General features: G+C 63.1%; 15 protein-coding genes and 1 tRNA gene. 4 read left to right on the forward strand and 12 right to left on the reverse strand.

What is annotated here, in order from left to right:
• Positions 1-35: 35 nt before the first annotated feature.
• From DUGA2_RS11255 to cysS, 11 genes are all read right to left on the reverse strand, one after another.
• A complete protein-coding gene (locus DUGA2_RS11255) occupies positions 36-7,778 on the reverse strand; it encodes a non-ribosomal peptide synthetase (RefSeq protein WP_229214666.1) in 7,743 nt (2,580 codons plus the stop codon).
• 157 nt (positions 7,779-7,935) lie between these two features.
• Complete coding sequence (locus DUGA2_RS11260) at positions 7,936-8,154, reverse strand: MbtH family NRPS accessory protein (protein ID WP_008447535.1); 219 nt, start codon at positions 8,152-8,154, stop codon at positions 7,936-7,938.
• A gap of 115 nt (positions 8,155-8,269) precedes the next feature.
• A complete protein-coding gene (locus DUGA2_RS11265) occupies positions 8,270-9,022 on the reverse strand; it encodes a thioesterase II family protein (protein ID WP_070269381.1) in 753 nt (250 codons plus the stop codon).
• A 7-nt stretch (positions 9,023-9,029) separates the two neighbouring features.
• Positions 9,030-10,688, reverse strand: a complete 1,659-nt coding sequence (locus DUGA2_RS11270; protein WP_070269382.1) for a cyclic peptide export ABC transporter — start codon at positions 10,686-10,688, stop codon at positions 9,030-9,032.
• 40 nt (positions 10,689-10,728) lie between these two features.
• Positions 10,729-12,048: a diaminobutyrate--2-oxoglutarate transaminase gene (gene ectB, locus DUGA2_RS11275; protein ID WP_210402553.1), complete on the reverse strand. Its 1,320-nt coding sequence runs from the start codon at positions 12,046-12,048 to the stop codon at positions 10,729-10,731.
• Positions 12,049-12,397: 349 nt separating this feature from the next.
• Positions 12,398-12,490 (reverse strand) — tRNA-Ser (locus tag DUGA2_RS11280).
• A 113-nt stretch (positions 12,491-12,603) separates the two neighbouring features.
• A complete protein-coding gene (locus DUGA2_RS11285; RefSeq protein WP_008447528.1) occupies positions 12,604-13,851 on the reverse strand; it encodes an aspartate kinase in 1,248 nt (415 codons plus the stop codon).
• A gap of 143 nt (positions 13,852-13,994) precedes the next feature.
• Positions 13,995-15,404, reverse strand: coding sequence for a tRNA lysidine(34) synthetase TilS (gene tilS, locus DUGA2_RS11290; RefSeq protein WP_070269384.1), 1,410 nt, complete (start codon positions 15,402-15,404; stop codon positions 13,995-13,997).
• A gap of 63 nt (positions 15,405-15,467) precedes the next feature.
• Positions 15,468-16,442: an acetyl-CoA carboxylase carboxyltransferase subunit alpha gene (locus DUGA2_RS11295; protein WP_008447525.1), complete on the reverse strand. Its 975-nt coding sequence runs from the start codon at positions 16,440-16,442 to the stop codon at positions 15,468-15,470.
• 75 nt (positions 16,443-16,517) lie between these two features.
• Positions 16,518-17,177: a DNA-3-methyladenine glycosylase gene (locus DUGA2_RS11300; RefSeq protein ID WP_070269385.1), complete on the reverse strand. Its 660-nt coding sequence runs from the start codon at positions 17,175-17,177 to the stop codon at positions 16,518-16,520.
• Positions 17,177-18,568: a cysteine--tRNA ligase gene (gene cysS, locus DUGA2_RS11305; RefSeq protein ID WP_070269386.1), complete on the reverse strand. Its 1,392-nt coding sequence runs from the start codon at positions 18,566-18,568 to the stop codon at positions 17,177-17,179. Before cysS ends, DUGA2_RS11300 begins: the two co-directional genes overlap by 1 nt.
• A gap of 269 nt (positions 18,569-18,837) precedes the next feature.
• Here cysS and DUGA2_RS11310 point away from each other — a divergent pair, with 269 nt between their 5' ends.
• From DUGA2_RS11310 to DUGA2_RS11320, 3 genes are read left to right on the forward strand one after another with little or no spacing between them, the layout of a single operon-like run.
• A complete protein-coding gene (locus DUGA2_RS11310) occupies positions 18,838-19,479 on the forward strand; it encodes a peptidylprolyl isomerase (protein WP_070269387.1) in 642 nt (213 codons plus the stop codon).
• Between the two features lie 43 nt (positions 19,480-19,522).
• Positions 19,523-20,017, forward strand: a complete 495-nt coding sequence (locus DUGA2_RS11315) for a peptidylprolyl isomerase (RefSeq protein ID WP_070269388.1) — start codon at positions 19,523-19,525, stop codon at positions 20,015-20,017.
• 3 nt (positions 20,018-20,020) lie between these two features.
• Positions 20,021-20,797: a UDP-2,3-diacylglucosamine diphosphatase gene (locus DUGA2_RS11320; RefSeq protein ID WP_070269389.1), complete on the forward strand. Its 777-nt coding sequence runs from the start codon at positions 20,021-20,023 to the stop codon at positions 20,795-20,797.
• Here the strand turns inward: DUGA2_RS11320 and DUGA2_RS11325 are convergent.
• The gene (locus DUGA2_RS11325; RefSeq protein WP_070269390.1) at positions 20,784-21,392 is read right to left on the reverse strand and encodes a transglutaminase family protein; all 609 of its coding nucleotides are present in this window, start codon (positions 21,390-21,392) and stop codon (positions 20,784-20,786) included. The genes DUGA2_RS11320 and DUGA2_RS11325 overlap by 14 nt on opposite strands.
• 78 nt (positions 21,393-21,470) lie before the next feature.
• Here DUGA2_RS11325 and DUGA2_RS11330 point away from each other — a divergent pair, with 78 nt between their 5' ends.
• Positions 21,471-22,247 carry an ABC transporter substrate-binding protein gene (locus DUGA2_RS11330; protein ID WP_070269391.1) on the forward strand — a complete coding sequence of 259 codons (777 nt, stop codon included), beginning with the start codon at positions 21,471-21,473 and terminating at the stop codon, positions 22,245-22,247.
• Positions 22,248-22,257: the final 10 nt, after the last annotated feature.

Here is a 22,257-nt window from a genome sequence, read left to right on the forward strand (position 1 = left end):
ATACGGCCGAGATACTCGATGCTGCCGTCTTCCAGCTAGCGCGCCAAGTCGCCCGATTTGTACATGCGCGATCCGGCCTCGCCGAACGGATTCGGCACGAACTTGTCCGCCGTCAGGTCGGCACGATTCAGGTAGCCGCGCGCCAGCCCGGCGCCGGCGATATGCAGCTCGCCCGCCACGCCTACCGGCACGGGATTGAGGCCCGCATCCAGCAGATATATCTGCGCATTGCCGATCGGCCGGCCAAGCACCGGTACCTCGCCGGCGTCCGCGATGGCGCACACGGTCGTGTCCACGGTGGCCTCGGTCGGGCCGTAGACGTTGAAGCTGCGCTTGGCCGGCGCTTGTTTCAGCTGTTCCCACAGCTGCTGCGGGATGGCTTCGCCACCGATCAGCAGGCAGGAAGGCAATGCGTCCGCACCGGCCGCTTGCAGCAGTAAGCCCAGCTGGGACGGCGTGCAGTCGAAGACATCCAGACGCAGTTGCTTGATGGTCTGCGCCAGTTGCTCGCCGTCGCTGCGCACCTGATCAGGGATCGGGCAAAGCGTCACGCCTTGCGTCAGCAACAGCCATTGCTGGACCGATGCGTCAAACGACAACGATGCATTCTGGCTCACCCGCACGCCGGCCAGGTCGCCGAACTGCGCATACGCGGTACTGACCAGGCCATCGAGCAGATTCAACGCCGAACCATGCGCGATAGTCACGCCTTTCGGACGTCCCGTCGAACCGGAGGTGTAGATCACGTAGGCCAGATTGCCGGCCTGCGTTTCGCTGGACGGATTGGTGGCGTCGCAGCCATCCAGCGACGCCGCGTCGGCGTCGAGCAGGAATACCGGCACTTCGCTGGCAGGCAGTGAGGCCAGCAAGCGTTGCTGGGTCAGCAGCACCGCAGGCGCCGCGTCCTCCAGCATGTGGGCCAGGCGATCGGCCGGATAGGCCGGGTCCAGCGGCACATAGGCGCCGCCGGCTTTCAACACGGCCAACAGGCCTACCATCATCTCCAGCGAACGCTCCACGCACAGGCCCACCAGCACATCCGGACCGACGCCCAGCGTGCGCAGGTGGTGCGCCAGGCGGTTGGCACGCGCATTGAGTTCGCCGTAGGTCAGCGATACGTTGTCATACTCCAGCGCCACCCGATCCGGCGAGGCCGCCGCGCGCTGCTCGAACAGCGCGTGGATGGTCCCAGCCGGCACACCGGCAGTCGTCGTCTCGTTCCACTCCACCAGCAGTTGATGGCGCTCGGCGTCATCCAGCATGTCCAGGTCCTGGATGCGGCGCTCAGGGTTGGCTACGATCGCCTCCAGCAAGCGCGTGAAGTGCGCCGCCATGCGCGCCATCGTCGATGGCTCGAACAGGTCGGTGTTATAGCTGATGCTGCCGTTCAGGCGTCCGGCTTCCTCCGTGAACGTGAACGTCAGGTCGAACTTGGCCTGTACGCCCTCGCCACCCATGGCCTGCAGGGTCAGGCCCGGCAACGTGAGTGTGTCCATTGGCGCGTTCTGCAACGCCAGCATCACCTGGAACAGCGGCGAATGGCTGGTGTGGCGCTCCGGCTTGAGCATCTCGACCAACTGCTCGAATGGCACGTCCTGGTGCGCATACGCGTCCAACGTGTTGCCGCGTACATGGTCGAGCAATTGCAGGAAGCTGGCGCCGTGATCGACTTGCGTGCGCAGCACCAAGGTGTTGACGAAGAAGCCGATCAGCCTTTCCGTCTCCGCGCGGTTGCGGTTGGCGATCGGCGTGCCGATGCAGATGTCGTCCTGTCCAGCGTAACGCGACAGCAGCACGTTGAAGGCCGCCGTCAGCGTCATGAACAGCGTGCTGTGCTTCTGGCGGCTCAGCGCATTGAGGGCCGCCGTGGTGGTGGCCGACAGTGTGAGCGGCTGCGTCGCGCCGCGATGGGTCTGATGCACGGGGCGCGGGTGGTCCGTCGGCAGCGTCAGTAAAGCCGGCGCGCCCGTCAGGTGGCCTTGCCAGTAATCGAGCTGCTGTTGCAGCACCTGGCCGCTGAGCCACTGGCGCTGCCAGTGCGCGAAGTCGGCGTACTGGATCGGCAGTTCAGGCAATGGCGATGGATGCTGCTGGACGTATGCGCCGTACAGCGCGGCCACCTCGTTCACAAGAACGCCGATGGACCAGCCGTCGGAGACAATGTGGTGCATCGTCAGCAGAACGATGTGCTCCGAGTCGCTCATGCGCAGCAGGCGCGCGCGGATCAGTGGGCCGGTGGCCAGGTCGAACGCTGTCTGCGCCTCGTCCTGCACCAGCCACTGCGCCTTGGCATCGCGCTCCGCATGCGGCAAGTCCGACAGATCGGTGCTCTCCAACGCCAGCTCCAGCGTAGGCACAATCACCTGCACCGGCGTGCCGTCCACGCTGGCAAAGCGCGTGCGCAGGGCTTCATGGCGGCGTACGATCTCGTTCAACGCGCGCTGCAACGCCGTCGCGTCGAGCTGTCCGTTCAGGCGGACCGCCGCCGGAATATTGTAGAACGCGCTGCCCGACTCGAACTGGTCGAGGAACCACAGGCGCTGCTGCGAGAACGACAGCGGCATGCCTTCTTTGCGTTCGACCGGCGCCAGAGTTGTCGCGGTCAGGCCACGCTGTGCAGATGCCATGCGCGCCAGCAGGCCGGCGACCGTCGGTGCTTCGAACACCACCCGCAGCGGCAGTTCGATTTCGAACGCGCCACGGATCTGCGACACCAGCTGCGTCGCCAGCAGCGAATGGCCCCCCAGCGCGAAGAAGTTGTGGTGCACGCCCACTTTGTCAAGCCGGAGCACGCCGGCCCAGATGCCCGCCATGATCTCCTCGGCCGCGGTGCGCGGTGCCACGTAGCCGTCCTCGCTGCGCGACATGTCAGGCGCCGGCAAGGCTTTGCGATCCACTTTGCCGTTCGGCGTCAGTGGCATCTGCTCCAGCACCATGAAGTGCGCCGGCACCATGTACTCCGGCAGCGACGCCAGCAAGGCGGCGCGCAGCCCTTTCGTTTCCGGCAGTTGTGCGTCGTCGTGCGCGACCAGATACGCGACCAGCCGCTTGTCGCCCGCCACGTCTTCACGCGCCAGCACCAGTGCTTCGCGCACCGGCTCCAACGCCGCCAGCGCGGCCTCGATTTCACCGAGCTCGATGCGGAAGCCGCGCAGCTTGACCTGATGGTCGATGCGCCCCAGGTATTCGATGCTGCCATCCTGCAGATAACGGGCCAGGTCGCCCGACTTGTACATGCGGCTGCCCGCAACGCCGAACGGATTGGGTATGAATTTGTCCGCCGTCAGGTCGCCACGGTTGACGTAACCGCGTGCCAGGCCATCGCCGGCGATATGCAGCTCGCCCGCAACGCCCACCGGCACAGGGTTCAGCCCCGTATCGAGAATATGAATTTGCGTATTGGCGATAGGACGGCCGATGTGCAGGACCATGTCGGTGGCATGCAACACACCGGAAGTCGCCACTACGGTATTTTCGGTAGGACCGTAATTATTCACCAGCGCGTAAGCTGGCCAGGCAGCAGGTCGCTGTCGCAGAGCGTCGCCACCGATCAGCAGATGCCGCAACGACGCCACTTCATAACCGCGCGCCATCGCCATCTCCGCCAGTGGCGTCGTCAGGAAGCTGACGTCCAGGCGCGCTTCGCTCCACCAGCTGAGCAGATACTCCGGATCTTTTGCGCATAAATGCGGCGGCAGGATCAGACTTCCGCCGCTGCACAACGGCGGCCAGACTTCCCATGTGCAGGCGTCAAACGCAATGCTCGCTGTGGTCGACGAGCGAGTGCCTTCGCTCAGCGCAAAGGTCCGGCAATGCCATGCGATGAGATTATTCAGGCTGGCACGGGTGATCGCCACGCCCTTCGGCCGTCCGGTCGAACCGGACGTGTAGATCACGTAGGCCAGGTTGCCCGCCTGCGTCTCGCTGGACGGATTGGTGGCGTCGCAGGCATCCAGAGACGCTGCGTCGGCATCCAGCAGGAACACCGGTACATCGCCGGCCGGCAGCGCCGACAACAGGTGCTGTTGCGTCAGCAGCACCGCAGGCGACGCGTCTTCCAGCATGTAGGCCAGGCGGTCGGCCGGATAGGCCGGGTCCAGCGGCACGTAAGCGCCGCCGGCCTTCAGGATCGCCAGCAGGCCGACGATCATTTCCAGCGAACGCTCGACGCACAGGCCCACCAGCACATCCGGACCGACGCCCAGTGTACGCAGGTGGTGCGCCAGGCGGTTGGCGCGCGCATTGAGTTCGCCATACGTCAGCGACGCATCCTCATACTCCAGCGCCACGCTGTCGGGCGACGTAAACGCGCGCTGCTCGAACAGCGCGTGGATGGTCCCAGCCGGCACACCGGCAGTCGTCGTCTCGTTCCACTCCACCAGCAGTTGATGGCGTTCGGCGTCATCCAGCATGTCCAGGTCCTGGATGCGGCGCTCAGGGCTGGCCACGATCGCCTCCAGCAAGCGCGTGAAGTGCCCAGCCATGCGCGCCATCGTCGATGGCTCGAACAGGTCGGTGTTGTAGCTGATGCTGCCGTTCAGGCATCCGGAGTCCTCCGTGAACGTGAACGTCAGGTCGAACTTGGCCTGTGCGCTCTCATCGTTCATGGTCTGCAAGGTCAGGCCGGGCAGCGTGAGCGCGTCCATCGGCGCGTTCTGCAATGCCAGCATCACCTGGAACAGCGGCGAATGGCTGGTGTGGCGCTCGGGCTTGAGCACTTCGACCAGTTGTTCGAACGGTACGTCCTGGTGCGCGTACGCGTCCAGCGTGTTGCCGCGTACATGGTCGAGCAGTTGCAGGAAACTGGCGCCGTGATCGACTTGCGTGCGCAGCACCAGCGTGTTGACGAAGAAGCCGATCAGCCCTTCCGTCTCCGCGCGGTTGCGGTTGGCGATTGGCGTGCCGATGCAGATGTCGTCCTGGCCGGCGTAACGCGACAGCAGCACGTTGAAGGCCGCCGTCAGCGTCATGAACAAGGTGGCTTGTACACGGCGGCTCAGGTCATTGAGGCCGGCCGTGGTGGTGGCCGACAGCACGAGCGGCTGCGTCGCGCCGCGATGGCTTTGATGCACGGGACGCGGGTGGTCCGTCGGCAGCGTCAGCAAGGCCGGCGCGCCCGTCAGGTGGCCTTGCCAGTAATCGAGCTGCTGTTGCAGCACGTCGCCGCTGAGCCACTGGCGCTGCCAGTGCGCGAAGTCGGCGTACTGGATCGGCAGTTCCGGCAGCGGCGATGGCTGCTGCTGTACGTAGGCGCCGTACAGCGCGGCCACTTCCTGCACCAGAACGCCGATCGACCAGCCGTCCGAGACGATGTGGTGCATCGTCAGCAGCACGATATGCTCCGACTCGCCCAGACGCAGCAGGCGCGCGCGGATCAGCGGACCGGTGGCCAGGTCGAACGGCGTCTGCGCCTCGTCCTGCACTAGCCAATGCGCCTTGGCATCGCGTTCAGCCGAAGGCAGCTCCGACAGGTCGGCGACATCGAGCGCCAGTTGTAATTCCGGTGCGATCACCTGCACCGGCGTGCCGTCCACGCTGGCAAAGCGGGTACGCAAGGCTTCGTGGCGGCGCACGATCTCGTTCAGCGCGCGCTGCAGCGCCGGCGCGTCGAGTTGTCCGTTCAGGCGGACCGCCGCCGGAATATTGTAGAACGCGCTGCCCGGCTCGAACTGGTCGAGGAACCACAGCCGCTGCTGCGCGAACGACAGCGGCACTTGGCCTTGATGCTCAATCCGCGTTATCGGCGGCGTCGTCAGGCCGCGCCGCGCCGATTCCACCATGCGCGCCAGCGATGCCACGGTAGGCGCCTCGAACAAGGCACGCAGCGGCAACTCGACTTCCAGCCCGTCCCTGATTCGCGAAACCAGCTGAGTAGCGAGCAAAGAATGGCCGCCCAACTCAAAAAAGTCGTCATGCACGCTGATCCGGGAAACGTCGAACAGCGTCTGCCAGATGGCTGCGATGTGCTGCTCGGCCTCGGTTGTGGGCGCGACGAAGGGCGCGCTGCCCCTATCATTGCGCAGGCCTGCTTGCCACTGCCAGATGACATCAAACTCACCCGACAGGTACAGCTCCCGGCAACGGCTGCGCTGGATTTTTCCGCTCGATGTGCGGGGCAAGCGGCCCGCCTTGACCAGGACCACCGCGTGCAGATCAAATAATTCGTGCCGCTCGGCAAGATCCTCGCGTATCGTTCGCAACAGCGTAGACAATTCCGGAGCGCGGCGGGATTCAAGCTCTTGCACCAGAACCAGTCGCGACCGGTTGCCGACGTCCACCGAAAACGCGGCGCAGCCGTTGCTGCGGAACGCGCCGTCCAGTTGCTCTACCGATGCCTCAATGTCCTGCGGGTAAACATTCCGGCCATTAAAGATCATCATTTCTTTAATTCGACCGACGATGTACAAGTGCCGCTGATGGATGAAACCCAAGTCGCCGGTGCGCAAATACGGCAGCGTTTCCCCTGCCAGCGTCGCGCCGAAGGTCGCCACGCTTTCTTCCTGCCGGTTCCAGTAGCCGCCAGCCACCGACGGTCCGCGCAGCCAGATTTCGCCCACGCCCCCCTCATCCAGGCGAACGCGGGAATCCGGCGCGACGATGATGGCCTGGTGCTCGTTTTTCTCCGCCAAGCCGGTGGACAGGAACTCCAGCCGATCGCCGGCGTGGCCCGCATCGACGACAACCGCGTTGCCTGCCGCCAGCGCGGCTTTGCTCAGCGACAAACAGTCCGGCATCGCCGAGCGCGCCCGCATCGCGTTGGCCGAGACCAGCAAGGTCGATTCGGCCAGGCCATAGGCGGGCGTCAGCGCGCCCGGCTGCAGGCCGCATTCCGCGAACGCTTCAAAGAAGCCGGTGATGGTGCTGTGGCGGATGCGCTCCGCGCCATTGACCGCCACCTCCAGCGCCGACAGATCGAGCAGGCGCTTCTGCGCCGGGTCGATCTTTTCGACGCACAATTCATAGGCGAAGTTCGGCGCGCCCGTCATCTTGGCGCGGTAATCGGACAGCGCCTTGAGCCACCGGAACGGCCGCATCATGAACGCGGCAGGCGGAAACTGGACGCAATGGCACCCGACAAACACGGGGAAGACGATGCTGCCGATCAGGCCGAAATCATGATGCGGCGGCAGCCATGAAACAAAGACATCGCCGGGATAGATCCCGTAGACGACCTGGCTCAACGCCACGTTGGCCAGCAGATTGCCGTGGCTGACCATCACGCCCTTGGGCTTGCCGGTCGATCCCGATGTGTATTGCAGGAAGACGATGTCGGCGGCCTGCACGGCGGGCGGGCGCCAGTCCGCCGATGCATCCGGCAGTTGATCGGTGCTGATCCAATTCAGGTCTTCGAACAGCGCGCCAAAATCCGTCTGGTAGCTGTCGACCTTGGCCGCGATCGCCGCCGGGCCGAGCGCGACGCGCGGCGTCGACTCCCTGGCGATCAGCTGCAGACGCGGAAAGGTCCGCGCATTCGAAGGCGGCAAGGCCGGCACCGCGATCACGCCGGCATAGACGCAGCCGTAAAACGCCGCGATGTAATCCAAGCCCGGCGGGTACACCAGCAGCACCCTGTCGCCCGGCTGGCAGCATCGCTGAAGATGGGCCGCGATGCTCTTCGCCCGCTGCGCCAACTCATAAAAAGTCGCCTTGTCACTAACGTTTTCGCCGTCGCCGAGATAGGTGAAGGCCGTGGCATCCATCGTGCCGGAGAGCTCGCCAGCGCGAAACTCCAGCAGTTCCAGTAACGTTGAAAAGTTCGACTTTTTTATAGCATCCATTATCAACCAAACGATCAAGGTGCGAAATGCCGCAGCATTTCCCGAGGGTGAATATAACTGTCTACGCCGCCGTGTCCATGCCGCCGGCGCCGGCTATCCGGACAGGCAAAAAAACAGGAGGGCGCCGGGGAATGCCGCCCTCCTGCCTTCGCCGGATTCAATTCACGGCTTCTGCCATCTGCTTGCGCAGCGACAGCGGACGCATATCGGTCCAGACTTCCTTGATGTATTCCAGGCATTCCGCCTTCGGGCCCTGCTTGCCTACAGCCTTCCAACCCAGCGGCATGGCCTTGCCTACCGCCCAGATGGAGTATTGCTCTTCTTCGTTCATGACTACGTCATACAGTTCATCTTCGGACTTAGCATTAAAAGACATCATCGCTCCTATCGGTTATTGAAAATCTATTCAGTCAAATTCAAACAGCCTCAATTCGTTATCTATTCAAATACACGCCCCCAAACAAAAAAGATGAATGAAAAGACCTGCCCTGTCAGGCGTACTGCAACGTATTCAACTCGGCCCGCAGGAACTCCAGCACCTGCTCACGCTCGCTGTTGATGAAGAAGTGGTCGCCTTCGAACCATTTCGTCACGCACGCGGCCGAACTTTCCTTTTGCCAGCCATCGACCTGCTCCGGCTGGATGTGATCGTCGAGTTTTCCGACCAGCACCGTCAGCGGAATCTTCAGCTGCGCGCCGGGGCGATACTGATAGTCTTCGGCCAGGGAAAAATCGGCGCGGATCACGGGCAGCATCAGGGCCATCAATTCCTGATGCGCCAGGATTTCAGGCGGCGTCCCGTTATATTCCTGCAGGGCGACGATCAATTCGTCGTCCGGCATCTTGTACAAGCCCTTCGACGGACTGCGATGCTGCGGCGCGTCGCATCCGGATACGAACAGCTGTTCCGGCATCGCCAGATAATGATGGTGGCAATAGCGCGCCAGTTCGAACGACACCAGCGCCCCCAGGCTGTGCCCGAAGAAGGCGAACGGCAGCTTGCTGTTCTGCTGCTGCAGCATCTGGGCCAGGTCGCGCACCAGGCCCTGCAGCGAGGTATAGGGCTGTTCGCTGAAGCGGTTGCCACGTCCCGGCAACTGAATGGCGCAGACCTCCACGCCGGGGCCCAGCGCCGCCTGCCAGCCGTGGTAGCTGGCGGCGCTGCCGCCCGCGTAGGAAAAACAATAGAGCCGCAGCGACGCGGCGGGGGCCGGTTGCTGGATATACCACTTTACTGGTTGCATAAAAATCCTATTCGTATGCAAGTTGGTCGTCAGAAAAATCCGTGTGCCGCGCGGCATCGCTGGTGACGATCTGGCCGTCGCGCAATTTGACGATATGGTCGGCGCTGTCGAAATATTTATCGTCGTGGGTGATGGCGATGACCGTCTTCCCGCGTCGCTTCAGGTCCGGCAGAATGGCCCTGTAAAACACTTCCTTGAATTCCGGGTCCTGATCCGCAGCCCATTCATCGAACAGATAGACCGACCGGTCCTCGATGTAGGAGGCGATCAGCGCCAGCCGTTTGCGCTGGCCGGAGGACAGGTTGATCGTCGAGAATTTTCCATCTTCGACGCTGACCTTCTCGCCCAGCCCCAGATCGTGCAGATAGCGGGTGGTGCGCTGTTTCAGCTCGGCCGTGTCATGGACCAGCAGTTCTTCGAACAGGTGGAAGTCAGCGAACACGGCGGAAAAATACTGGCGATAATGGGCCACATTGCGCTGCGTGACCGGCGTGCCGTTCATCGCCATGTGGCCGGCCTCGGGCTCATACAGGCCAAGCAGCAGCATGGACAGGGTGGTTTTGCCGCAGCCGTTGCCGCCGACGATGAAGACGATCTCGCCTTTGCGGATCGTCAGGTCGATCGGACCGAGCATGAATTGGCTGTCATTCTTCGCGCTGGGATAGCTGTGGCAGACGCCCTTCAACTCCAGCAAGACTTTGTCGTAACTGCCGAAGGGATTGGCGGGCGCCTCGCCCGCGCCGAGCGCGGGCAGCGTGCCGTCCAGTTCCTGGATCTTGCCCAGTGCGATGTTGGCGCGCCGCAGGGCCGGCAGCAGCGACATCAAGTCCCCGATCGGATTCATGATGAACAGCGTGATCAACGTGACCGCGGCGACGCTTTCGGCCTGCTGCGGGAACCAGGCGGGTATCACGAACACCAGCAGCCCGATGATCGAATACATCATCATCACGCCGGCGTTGGCCACCCAGGTGTATTGGGTCATGCCGACCACAAAGGAATCCTTCAGATTGCCTGCGGTCGGCGCAATCACCCGGTCAACGAAATGGTTGCCGCGCATGGAATTGAGCTGCAATTCCTTGCTCCCCTCGATCAGCCCGCGGAAATTGCCGTAAAGCGTGCCGACGTGGGTGCGCAGGGCCACCATGTTACGGCCCGGTATACGTTCCAGCAAAGTGTAAGTCACCAGCAGCGCGATCACCGACAGCGTAAACATCAGGAACAGCTGCCAGGACAGCCACGCCATGTAGCCCAGGCAGGCCAGGATGATCGTGATGTCGCTGAGCGCCTTGGGCACCAGCGTGAACGCCATGACGAAGGTGTTGATGTCGTCCGTCATGATCGTCAACAGCGCCGGCTTGCCCATTTCCTGCAGCTTCTTGAACGGCGTGTGCAGCAGCTTCTGGCTCATGTCCACCCGCATGCGGAAGATCGCCCGCTGGGTCGAGCGCAGCAGGGCCGTGGCCGACAGCGAGCTGCAGACCAGCTGCAAGAACGCCAGCGCAAAAAACGAGACGCCCAGCTTGCCGTAGTCGGCGTCGCCATGGATACCCTTGCCGACGGAGGCGATCACCCCCGCCCCGCTCAGCCCTCCCACCAGCGCCAGCACCGTCGCCAGCCAGAACAACTGCCAGGACTGTTTGTATAGGTAAACTATGGTCTTCATGTCCGCATCATTTCAATGAGAGTGAGCCGGCCGCCCGCTGTCAGGCGGCGCGCTGGGCGATAGCGAGATCGAGCGCCCGGTCCAGCAAGTCCAGCCCGTTGGCCAGCGTGCGATCGTCGATGGTCAGGGCGGGCAGCAGCTTGACCACCTCGCCGTTGACGCCGCAGGTTTCGGCAATCAGGCCGGACTGGAAGGCCAGCTGCGATACCAGCTGGCTCAGTTCGCCGTCGCCGAGGGCGATGCCCTGCATGAAACCGCGGCCGCGGCGCGCGGCTTGCGGCACCTGGGGCAGTATCCGCGCGACGCTGCGCTCCAGACGGTCCGTCAGATAGGCGATCTTGCCGCCGAGCGCGATTTCAAACTGGCGGCCGCTCCAGAATTCGTCGATGGCCGCCTTGGCGGTGACGAAGGCCTGGTTATTGCCGCGGAAGGTGCCGTTGTGTTCGCCTGCTTCCCAGATGTCATGCTGGGGCTTGATCAGGTTCACCGACAACGGCGTGCCGTAGCCGCTGAGCGACTTGGACAGGCAGACGATGTCGGGCACGATGTCCATCTCTTCAAAGCTGAAGAAACGGCCGCTGCGGCCGCAACCGGACTGGATGTCGTCGACCACCAGCAGGGCGCCGCAACGCTGCGCCAGCGCCGCCAGGCGGCGCATCCACGCCGCACTGGCATGGCGCAGGCCGCCTTCGCCCTGGATGGTTTCAACGATAAAGGCGGCCGGGGCATCGATGCCGCTGCCCGGCGCCAGCATGCGGGCGATATAGTCGATGCTGTCGACGCCGTCGCCGAGGTAGCCATCGTAAGGCATGAAGGCGACATCGGTCAGCGGCAGCCCCGCTCCCTGCCGCTTCTTGGGCGAGGCCGTCACGGCCAGCGAGCCCAGGCTCATGCCGTGGAAGGCGTTGCTGAAGGCGATGACGTTGGTGCGCCCGGTGACTTTGCGCGCCAGCTTGAGCGCGGCCTCGACGGCATTGGTGCCGGTCGGCCCGGTGAATTGCAGCTTGTAGCGCAAGCCGCGCGGTTGCAGTATCCGCTCCTGGAATGCGACGATGAACGCCTGCTTGGCCTGGGTGTAGAAGTCCAGGCTGTGCGAAATGCCGTCATCCTCGATGTAGGAAAGCAGCGCGCGCTTCAGCGGTTCGCTGTTATGGCCGTAGTTGAGCGCGCCGGCTCCCATGAAGAAATCGATGCGGGACTGTTGATCGACGCTGAATATTTCCGATCCCTTGGCGCGGAAAAACAACGCCGGAAAGTCGCGGCAATACGAGCGAACGTTGGATTCATGACGTTCGAATTCCTGAAACTGGGTGGAGCCTTGCTCCACGCCCATACCAGCTACTTCTATTTTCCCCTGCATTACTATCCCCGAATCAGATCCGTAGCGCCTCCGAACCACCGGTGCGCCTACAGCATAGTTAAGCGAAAAAACTTCTATAGTCGTACTTGTCGGGACACTGCAGCGCCCGCTTCTTCCCTTGGCTTTCCGCGCCTGCCGACGCGCCCCTCAGTTGCTATTATGCAATCAGTTGAAGGATTAGGATTATACAATGGCAACTTACAAAAGTCATAAGCTTCGTAAAAACACATTCTTTTTTGACATTGCAACTCTGTTTATGTTGCAAAAATGATTGGTGCAGGCAGCGCGCACGGCGCAGGAGGGATGGGCAGAAATGAAAAAACCCGCCGAAGCGGGTTTTTAAAAATACTGGCGGAGACGGTGGGATTCGAACCCACGATACAGGTATAAGCCGTATGCATCCTTAGCAGGGATGTGCCTTCGGCCACTCGGCCACGTCTCCTAGTCGATTACTCAACTATGTCTTTTCTGCCAAACTGCGCTAGAGCAGACGACCGTCATAGTATAGACCGAGACACATTTGGTCAAGGCTAGGTGACGATATTTTTTGAAAAATTATGCCTTTTCCAATTCGAACGCTTTGTGCAGCGCGCGAACGGCCAGTTCCATGTATTTTTCGTCGATCAGCACGGAGATTTTGATCTCCGACGTCGAGATCATCATGATGTTGATGCCCTCTTCCGACAAGGTGCGGAACATCTGCGACGCCACGCCCACGTGCGAACGCATGCCGACGCCGACCACGGAGATCTTCGATACCTTGGCGTCGCCGGTGATGCTGGCAGCACCGAGCTCTTCCTTGGTGCCGTTCAGCACGTCCACGGCGCGCTGGTAGTCGTTGCGCGAGACGGTGAAGGTGAAGTCGGTCTTGCCGTCGACCGACTGGTTCTGGATGATCATGTCGACTTCGATGTTGGCATCGGCCACCGGGCCCAGGATGTGGTACGCCACGCCCGGACGGTCTGGCACGCCCAGTACGGTGATTTTGGCCTCATCGCGGTTGAACGCGATACCGGAGATGACTGCTTGTTCCATATGTGTGTCTTCCTCAAACGAAATCAGGGTGCCCGAGTTGGCTTCTACTTCCAGGTCCAGCATGGGGTCGGTCAGCGACGACAGAACGCGGGTCGGCACGCGGTAGTTACCGGCGAATTCGACCGAACGGGTCTGCAGCACTTTCGAGCCCAGCGACGCCAGTTCCAGCATTTCTTCAAACGTGATCGCCTTCAGGCGGCGCGCTTCCGACACCACGCGCGGATCGGTCGTGTACACGCCGTCGACGTCGGTGAAGATCAGGCATTCGTCGGCCTTCATCGCGGCGGCGATCGCCACGGCGGAAGTGTCCGAGCCACCACGGCCGAGGGTCGAGATGTTGCCGCCCTCGTCCACGCCCTGGAAGCCGGTGATGATGACGATCTTGCCGTCGTCCAGGTCGCGGTTGACCTTTTCATTGTCGATCGACTGGATGCGGGCCTTGGTGAAAGCGGAATCGGTTTTAATCGCGACTTGCCAGCCGGCGTAGGACACGGCTTTCTTGCCGATCGCCAGCAGCGCCATCGACAGCAGGCCAACCGAGACTTGCTCGCCGGTGGAGGCGATCATGTCCAGTTCACGCGGGTCGGGCTGCTCTTGAATTTCCTTGGCCAGGGCGATCAGGCGATTGGTTTCGCCGGACATTGCCGATGGCACGACGACGATGCGGTGCCCGGCGTCATGCCACTTGGCGACACGCCGCGCCACGTTCTTGATACGGTCCGTCGAACCCATCGACGTACCGCCGTATTTGTGCACGATTAAAGCCATAACAGTGAGTTTTCCGCTCAAATAAAGGTAAATGGAACCCTTAACTCTACATGTCGCACTGCAAAATAACAAGTCAAAAAACTCATAATGTCATACCGAATAGACATATCTACATACAATATTCGGCAGATAGGCGGCGTTGTCTATACAGCCTGCCAACGCAGGCGCCAGCGTGAAGCGCCCTCACCCACCAGCTGGTTGCAGTCCATGCCGACCCCGGCCGCGAACAAGACCTGCTTGCCGGCGCTCAGCACCGGCAAGCGCGAGCGCTCCCAGGCCGGAATGTCCAGCGCCTGGTAGTGGTACTTGAGGCCGCGGGTCGGACGGTTGTGGGCCGGCTTCAGGCGCTCGCCGCCTTTGCGGAACTCAATCAGCAATTGCTGGCCGCGCAGCCAGTCGCCGTCCAGGCCGGCTTCGCCCTCAGCCGCTGCGTCGAAATGCAGCACGCCGCCGTAGGCCGGGAACGCCAGTTCCGTCTCGCCGTTCCAGCGGAAGGTGGTGCCCGGTGTTTTGTCGAACTCGTCTTCACGCGTGCCCTCCAGGTCGGCCAGCTTGGGTGTGATGTGCAGGCGGTCGCGGTGGCGTCTTACGTGGCAATCGGGGTGCGTTACCAGAGGTTGGGCGCCGTCGCGCGCTTCCAGCAGCTGGGCCAGCATTTCGGACAGCCAGGCTGCGCTCGGCATGCGCAGCTTGCGGGTGGCGAACCAGTGGCGCAGCATGTTGTAGCTGCGGTCCAGGCTCAGCAGGCGTAGCTGGTCGATGGCTATGCAGTCGTCGACCAGGCACTGCGCCAGGTCTTGCTGCGCCAGCTCGGTCAGCAGGCGCTGGGCCGACTGCGCGTGCTGGGCGCTGCGCGCAAAGCGTTCCTGGAAGCCGGGGAAGGCCTGGTCCAGCGCCGGCATCACCTTGTGGCGCAGCGCGTTGCGGGCGAAGCGCGGGTCGTCGTTGGATTCGTCGTTGATGTAGGCGATGCCGTGCTCGGCCACATAGGCCGACAGCTGCTTGCGCGAGGCCGGCAGCAGCGGGCGCGCCATCACCAGGCCGGGATTGGCCAGCAGTTCCGGCGCGGCGTTGGCGGCGTCCATGCCGGACAGGCCGGCCGGGCCGGAGCCGCGCAGCAGTTGCAGCAGCACGGTTTCGGCCTGGTCGTCGAGGTGGTGCGCGGTCAGCAGCAGCGGCACGCCGTGCGCGGCGCACAGCGCGCCCAGCGCGGCGTAGCGCACTTTGCGGGCGGCCGCTTCGGTGCCGCTCTTCTGCTGGTCCGCCAGCTGTACGCGGCGCGCCTCGAAGGTCACGCCCAGCGCGCCGCAGGCCTGCTCGCAGTGGGCCAGCCAGGCGTCGGCATTGGCGCTGATGCCGTGGTGGATGTGGAAGGCGTACAAGGCCACGCCATGCGCCTGCGCGTAGGCGTGCGCCAGGTGGAGCAGCGCCGACGAGTCGAGGCCGCCGCTGAGGGCCACAGCCATGCGTGGCGCGGCGTCCTGCTGCGCCAGCGCGGCGGCGACGGCCTGTTCAAAGGTCGAGGTCAGGGTCGGGATCTGTTGCTTCTTCAATTGCTGCTCCAAAATGCAAACCGGGGGCATGCGCCCCCGGTCGTTGTGTCATGCCGCGCGCGATTACTCTTGCGGCGTGGTTTCTTTGAACTTACCGTAGCTCATCAGCTTCTCGTGGCGGGCTTCCAGCAGGTCCTTGGTCTTCATGCCGTGGAACTGGCGCAGCGAATCGGCCAGCGCGCGCTTGAGCAGCGTGGCCATCTGTTTCGGATCGCGGTGCGCGCCGCCCAGCGGCTCGGTGACGATCTTGTCGATCAGGCCCATGGCCTTCAGACGGTGCGCGGTCAGGCCCAGTGCTTCGGCCGCATCGGCGGCGCGTTCGGAGGTCTTCCACAGGATCGATGCGCAGCCTTCCGGCGAGATCACCGAGTAGGTCGCGTATTGCAGCATCAGCACCGCGTCGCCGACGGCAATCGCCAGCGCGCCGCCGGAGCCGCCTTCGCCGATGATGGTGGCGATCAGCGGCACTTTCAGTTCCGCCATCACGTACAGGTTGTGGCCGATCGCTTCCGACTGGCCGCGCTCTTCAGCGTCGATGCCTGGGAACGCGCCCGGCGTGTCGACGAAGGTGAAGATCGGGATGCCGAATTTTTCGGCCAGCTTCATCAGGCGCATGGCCTTGCGATAGCCCTCAGGCTTCGGCATGCCGAAGTTGCGCATCGCGCGCTCCTTGGTGTCGCGGCCCTTTTGATGGCCGATGACCATGCAAGCCTGGCCGTTGAAGCGCGCCAGGCCGCCGACTACAGACAGGTCGTCCGCATAGCTGCGGTCGCCGTGCAGTTCGTGGAAGTCGGTGAAGATTTCGTTGACGTAGTCCATGGTGTATGGACGCTGCGGGTGGCGCGCGATCTGCGCCACCTGCCAAGGGGTCAGCTTGGCGTAGATGTCTTTGGTCAGTTGCTGGCTCTTTTTGGCCAGACGGTCGATCTCCTCAGAGATGTCGACAGCCGAATCGTCCTGGACGAAACGCAGCTCTTCGATTTTGCCATCGAGTTCGGCGATCGGTTGCTCAAAGTTGAGGAAAGTCGTTTTGGTCATTGTACCTCCGTGATTATTCTCAGCCATGCGGGCACGTTTCGGACACAAACATGCCTCGCACAGCGATTAGAGCATCTATTCTACAGCAACCGGGTCCAGACTACGCCATAAGTACCAGGTGGCGACGGTGCGCCAGGGCTCCCAGTTGGCCGAAACCTCGCGCGCATCGCTGCGCGAAACGGGTTCGCCGGAAAAATAATTCTGGCTGATACCCTGGATCAGGCCGGGGTCGTCGAGCGGCAGAACATTCGGTCGCAGCAAATTAAATATCAAAAACATCTCGGCTGTCCAGCGGCCAATGCCGCGGATCTGCACCAGTTCGGCGATGACGGCTTCGTCATCCATCTGGTCCCACTGGCTGGTGTGGACGCGCTTGTTCTTGAAGTGGTCGGCCAGGTCGAGGATGTATTCGGTCTTGCGCTTGGACAGGCCGCAGGCAGCCAATTGCTCGGCGCCAGCCTTGATGATCTGGGCCGGCGAGCATTTCGGGCTGACCAGCAGCAGCTTTTTCCAGGCGACGTCGGCCGCCTTGGTGGTCACTTGCTGGCCGACGATGGAACGCGCCAAGGTGGTAAACGGGTCGTCATGGCCGACCAGGTGCAGGTCGCCAAATTGCGGGATCAGCTTTTTCATGATGCGGTCCCGCTTCATGAGCTCGATCTTGGCCTCTTCCCAGTACGGCGGCACGGCCGATACCGGGCCGCCTGCGCCCTCGTTATCCTTGGCGCTGACCATTATGCGCGGCGCCAGTTGGTCGTGCCGTCAGGCTTGTCTTCGAGGATGATGCCGGCCGCCAGCAGATCGGCGCGGATCTTGTCCGATTCGGCGAAGTTGCGCGCCTTCTTGGCTTCGATGCGCTGGGCGATCCGGGCCGCGATGGCGGCGTCGCCGCCGGTGTCGGTCTCGCCGACGGCGGCCTGGCGGAACTGCTGCGGCGTGCGGGCCAGCAGGCCGATGACGCCGGCCAGGGCCTTCAGCTGGCGCGCAATCGCAGGCGATTTCGACTTGTTGAGCTCGCTCACCAGGTCGAACAGCACGGCCAGCGCGACCGGCGTGTTGAAGTCGTCGTCCATCGCTTCGGCGAAGCGCACGGCGTGCGCTTCCTGCCAGTCCAGCGCCAGGCCGTCGCCTTCCACGCCGTCCAGCGCCGTGTACAGGCGGGTCAGCGCGACGCGGGCGTCGTCCAGGTGGGCGTCCGAGTAGTTCAGCGGGCTGCGGTAGTGGGCGCGCAGGATGAAGAAGCGCACCACTTCGGCGTCGTACTTCTTCAGCACGTCGCGGATGGTGAAGAAGTTGCCCAGCGATTTGGACATCTTCTCGTTATCCACGCGCACGAAGCCGTTGTGCACCCAGTAGTTGACCATGGTGCGGCCGAACGCGCCTTCCGACTGCGCGATCTCGTTTTCATGGTGCGGGAACTGCAGGTCGGCGCCGCCGCCGTGGATGTCGAAGTGTTCGCCCAGCAGCGCGGAGCACATGGCGGAGCACTCGATGTGCCAGCCCGGACGGCCCTTGCCCCACTTGGAATCCCACTTGACCTCGTCCGGCTCGGACTCTTTCGACGCCTTCCACAGCACGAAGTCCAACGGATCGCGCTTGCCGGTGTTGACGTCGACGCGCTCGCCGGCGCGCAGGTCGTCCAGCGACTTGCCCGACAGGCGGCCGTAGTTGGGGAAGTTGCGCACCGCGTAGTTGACGTCGCCGTCGCTGCCCTGGTAGGCCAGGTCCTTGCTCTCCAGCGTTTCGATCAGCGCCAGCATCTGCGGCACGTACTCGGTGGCGCGCGGCACCAGCGTGGCCGGCAGGATGCCCAGCGCGCCGGTGTCTTCGTCCATGTATTGCGTGAAACGGGTGGTCAGCTGCGAGATCGTCTCGCCGTTCTCGACCGCGCGCTTGATGATCTTGTCGTCGATGTCGGTGATGTTGCGGGCGTAGGTGACTTCATAGCCGGACGCCAGCAGCCAGCGGTACATGACGTCGAACGCCATCATCATGCGGGCGTGGCCGATGTGGCAGTAGTCGTAGATGGTCATGCCGCAGACGTACATGCGGACTTTGCCGGCCTCGATGGGAACGAATGTCTGCTTGTCACGCGCCAGCGTGTTGTAAATCTTTAAATTGCTCATCGGGCTCTTGCGTATTCTCTGCGTGTTCTTGATATAGCGCGCGTCGCGGTCGCAGGCAATACGAGAACCGGGCGCGGCGCAGTTAGGGCGCACCTGGTTCGTCGCATCACGTTGGGGACCGGCTGACACTCGGTAGTTATTCTTTCCACCTTCTAAGGGGTAGAATGACCAAGTATAGCATTGATAAAAACAGCATAGACCCAATCTGTCTTAGGATTTTTGGCAAGTCTGACTATTCCCACTGATAAAACCTATATGAGGAAGTAACAATGCACCAAACTCAGCCATCGCTGTTCGCCAAACTGATGACCATGTTTGCCGGCGTCGCCCTGTCCGGCGCCGCGCTGGCAGCCGCTCCGGCCGCCGCTTCGGCAACCGCCGCCGCCAACACCGCCACGCCGCAGGTCGAGATCAAGACCTCGATGGGCGATATCGTCGTCGAACTCAACCACGAGAAAGCCCCCAAATCGGTCGACAACTTCCTGACCTATGTGAAGGCCGGCTTCTACAAGGGCACCATCTTCCACCGCGTGATCGACGGCTTCATGATCCAGGGCGGCGGCTTCGATGAAAAGCTCAAGCAAAAGAAAACCAACCCGCCGGTGCCTATCGAATCGCAGAACGGCCTGACCAACAACACCTACACGCTGGCCATGGCCCGCACCGGCGATCCCAATTCCGCCACCTCGCAGTTCTTCATCAACGTGTCCGACAACGACGCCCTGAACTACCCGGGCCGCGACGGCTTCGGCTACACGGTGTTCGGCAAAGTGATCAAGGGCCAGGAAGTGGTCGACAAGATCAAGGGCGTGCTGGTCGACGACAAAGGCAGCTTCCAGAATATCCCGGTGATCCCGGTCGTGATCAAGTCGGCGACGATTTTGAAGACCCCGATCCAGCCAAAAATGTAAAATAGCGGCCTGCCGTTTTCTTTAACTACCTCAGGACATAAAAATGACCAACGTAATCATCACCACCAACATGGGCAACATGACCGTCGAACTGAACGACGAGAAAGCGCCGAAATCGGTCGCCAACTTCCTGAAATACATGGAAGCCGGCCACTACTCGAACACCATCTTCCACCGCGTGATTGACGGCTTCATGGTCCAGGGCGGCGGTTTCGAGCCAGGCATGAAGCAGAAACCGGCCGACGACACCGTCGAAAACGAAGCCAAGAACGGCCTGAAAAACGAGCCATACACGCTGGCCATGGCCCGCACCTCGGCGCCGCACTCGGCATCGGCCCAGTTCTTCATCAACGTCAAGAACAACTCCTTCCTGGACTACCCAGGTCAGGACGGCTGGGGCTATGCCGTGTTCGGTAAAGTCATCGAAGGCACCGACGTGGTCGACGCCATGAAAAAAGTCAAAACCACCCGCAGCGGCATGTTCGCCGACGTGCCGGCGGAAGACATCGTCATCGAGAAGATCGAACTGGCTGCTTAATTAATGAGCGATGCCAACATGCGCGCCGGCCAGGCCTGCGCGCTGTTTATCTCCGATCTGCATTTGCAGCCCGCGCATCCCGCCACCAGCGAGGCCTTCTTCGACTTCCTGGAGCGGCATGCGCGGCGCGCGCAACAGCTGTACCTGCTTGGCGACCTGTTTGAATACTGGGCCGGCGACGACGACATCGGCGATCCGCTGCACCAGCAGATCATCGCCGCGCTGCGCCGCGTCAGCGATGCGGGCGTGGCCGTCTACTGGATCGCCGGCAACCGCGATTTCCTGGTCGGCCCGCAGTTCGCCGCCGCAGCAGGCCTGACGCTGCTGCCGGAAACCTTCGTCACCGACATCGCCGGCCGGCGCGTGGTGGTGCTGCACGGCGACGCCCAGTGCACCGAAGACATCAAGTACATGGAATTCCGCGCCATGGTGCGGCAGCCCGCGTGGCAGCAGCAGTTCGTGGCGATGCCGCTGGCGCAGCGCAAGGCCATCATCGCCGGCATGCGCGAGAACAGCCGCAAGGACCAGGGCGACAAATCCTACGAAATCATGGACGTGACGCCGCAAGCCATCCGCGACGTGTTCGCCGTCACCGGCGCCGACGTCATGATCCACGGCCACACCCACCGCCCCGCGCTGCACCACGTGGACGGCAAGCGCCGCTACGTGCTGCCGGACTGGGAGCCGGACGCGACGCCGCCGCGCGGCGGCTGGATCGCCATCGACGGCCACGGCGCCATCACGCGCCACGACCTCGGCGGCAACGTCATTCCAGCGTAAGCGCCACGCCGTCCGGCGGCGGCGCGGCGTCGATCGGCGTCACGCAGTAGGCCGCGATCGACGGCAGTTCGCGCATGCGCCGCACCAGCTCGGGCCAGGGCTGGGCCCACACCTGCGGGTACAGCCGCTCGCCCTCGCTCGCCACCGGGAAGGCCAGGTTTTCCGCGCCCGGCGTGAACTCGCACTGCACCGTGGCCTTGTTGCCGCGCGCATCGCAGCGGTACCAGCCGCCCTCCTCCAGCCAGATCGCCACCAGGCCGTGCGTGCAGAACGGCGAGCCGGCGTCGCGCAGCGTCAGGCGCTGGTAGCAGAAGCCGGACGGAATGCCGTTGGCGCGCAGCAGCGCCACCAGCAGATGGCTTTTCGCCGTGCACAGGCCGGTGCCCAGCGCCAGCGCCTCGGAAGCGTAGACGCTGACCTCGTCGCGCTTGAAATCGATGCTGTGCTCGATCCGGTCGCGCACCCATTCGTAGCAGCGCTGCGCGGTCGCGCGCGGCGTGGCGGCGGCCAGCGAGCGCGCCAGCCGCTCCACGTCCGGATGGTGGAAATCGACGGCGTCGCTGGCGGCGACGAAAGCGGGTGGCAAGGTGTTCATGGTTCTCCTGTTTATCAAACGAACAAGATTCTCCCACAGTTCTCGCGCCGGCGCAGCGGATGGACCTATAATTGCCCCATGACGATACGCGCCCTGTTTTTACGCAGCCTGCCTCTCGCCGCCACAGCCATGCTGGGCGGCAGCGTCTGGTGCGCGCCGCCGCTGACCGTGGCCTGGCGCGACAAGCCGCCCTACCACTACACCGAGCAGGGCGAGGCCAAGGGTTTCCTGCTGGAGCGCGTGAAGAACATCTTCAGCGCGGCCGGCGTTCCCGCGCAGTTCGTCACCGAACCGCAGAAGCGGATCTGGGCCAACTTCACGCATGGCGCCACCAATTACTGCTCGATCAGCTGGTACCGGCTGCCCGAGCGCGAGGCGGTGGCGCAATACAGCTCGCCCATCCACGAAGACTTGCCGCACACGGTGCTGATCTCGCAGGCCGCCGTGCAGCGCGTGAAGGCGCATCCGACCTTGAGCTCGCTGCAGGACGATCCCGGCCTGACGCTGGGCGTGGTGGAAGGCGTGTCCTACGGGCCGGCGCTGGACCAGATGATCAAGGGCAGCAAGAACCAGATCATGAGCCGCACGGTGGAAACCACGCTGATGATGCGCATGCTGACGGTGGGCCGCGCCTCGTTCATGTTCGTCGACCGCGAGGACTGGGAATATTTCCGCGCGCGCGAGAAGACGCTGCACGTGGCGGTGCGCCACGATTTCCCCGACATGCCGCCGGGGATGAAACGCCACATCCTGTGCAGCAAGGACGTGCCGGCCGAGACCATGGCCAAGCTCAACCAGGCCATCGCCGCGACCGGGGGCATCAACAACCCCGGCCACAGCGTCAAGCCGAAGTAGTCAGCGGCGC

It is taken from the genome of Duganella sp. HH101, from assembly GCF_001758795.1.
Classification (GTDB): Bacteria; Pseudomonadota; Gammaproteobacteria; order Burkholderiales; family Burkholderiaceae_D; genus Rugamonas; species Rugamonas rivuli.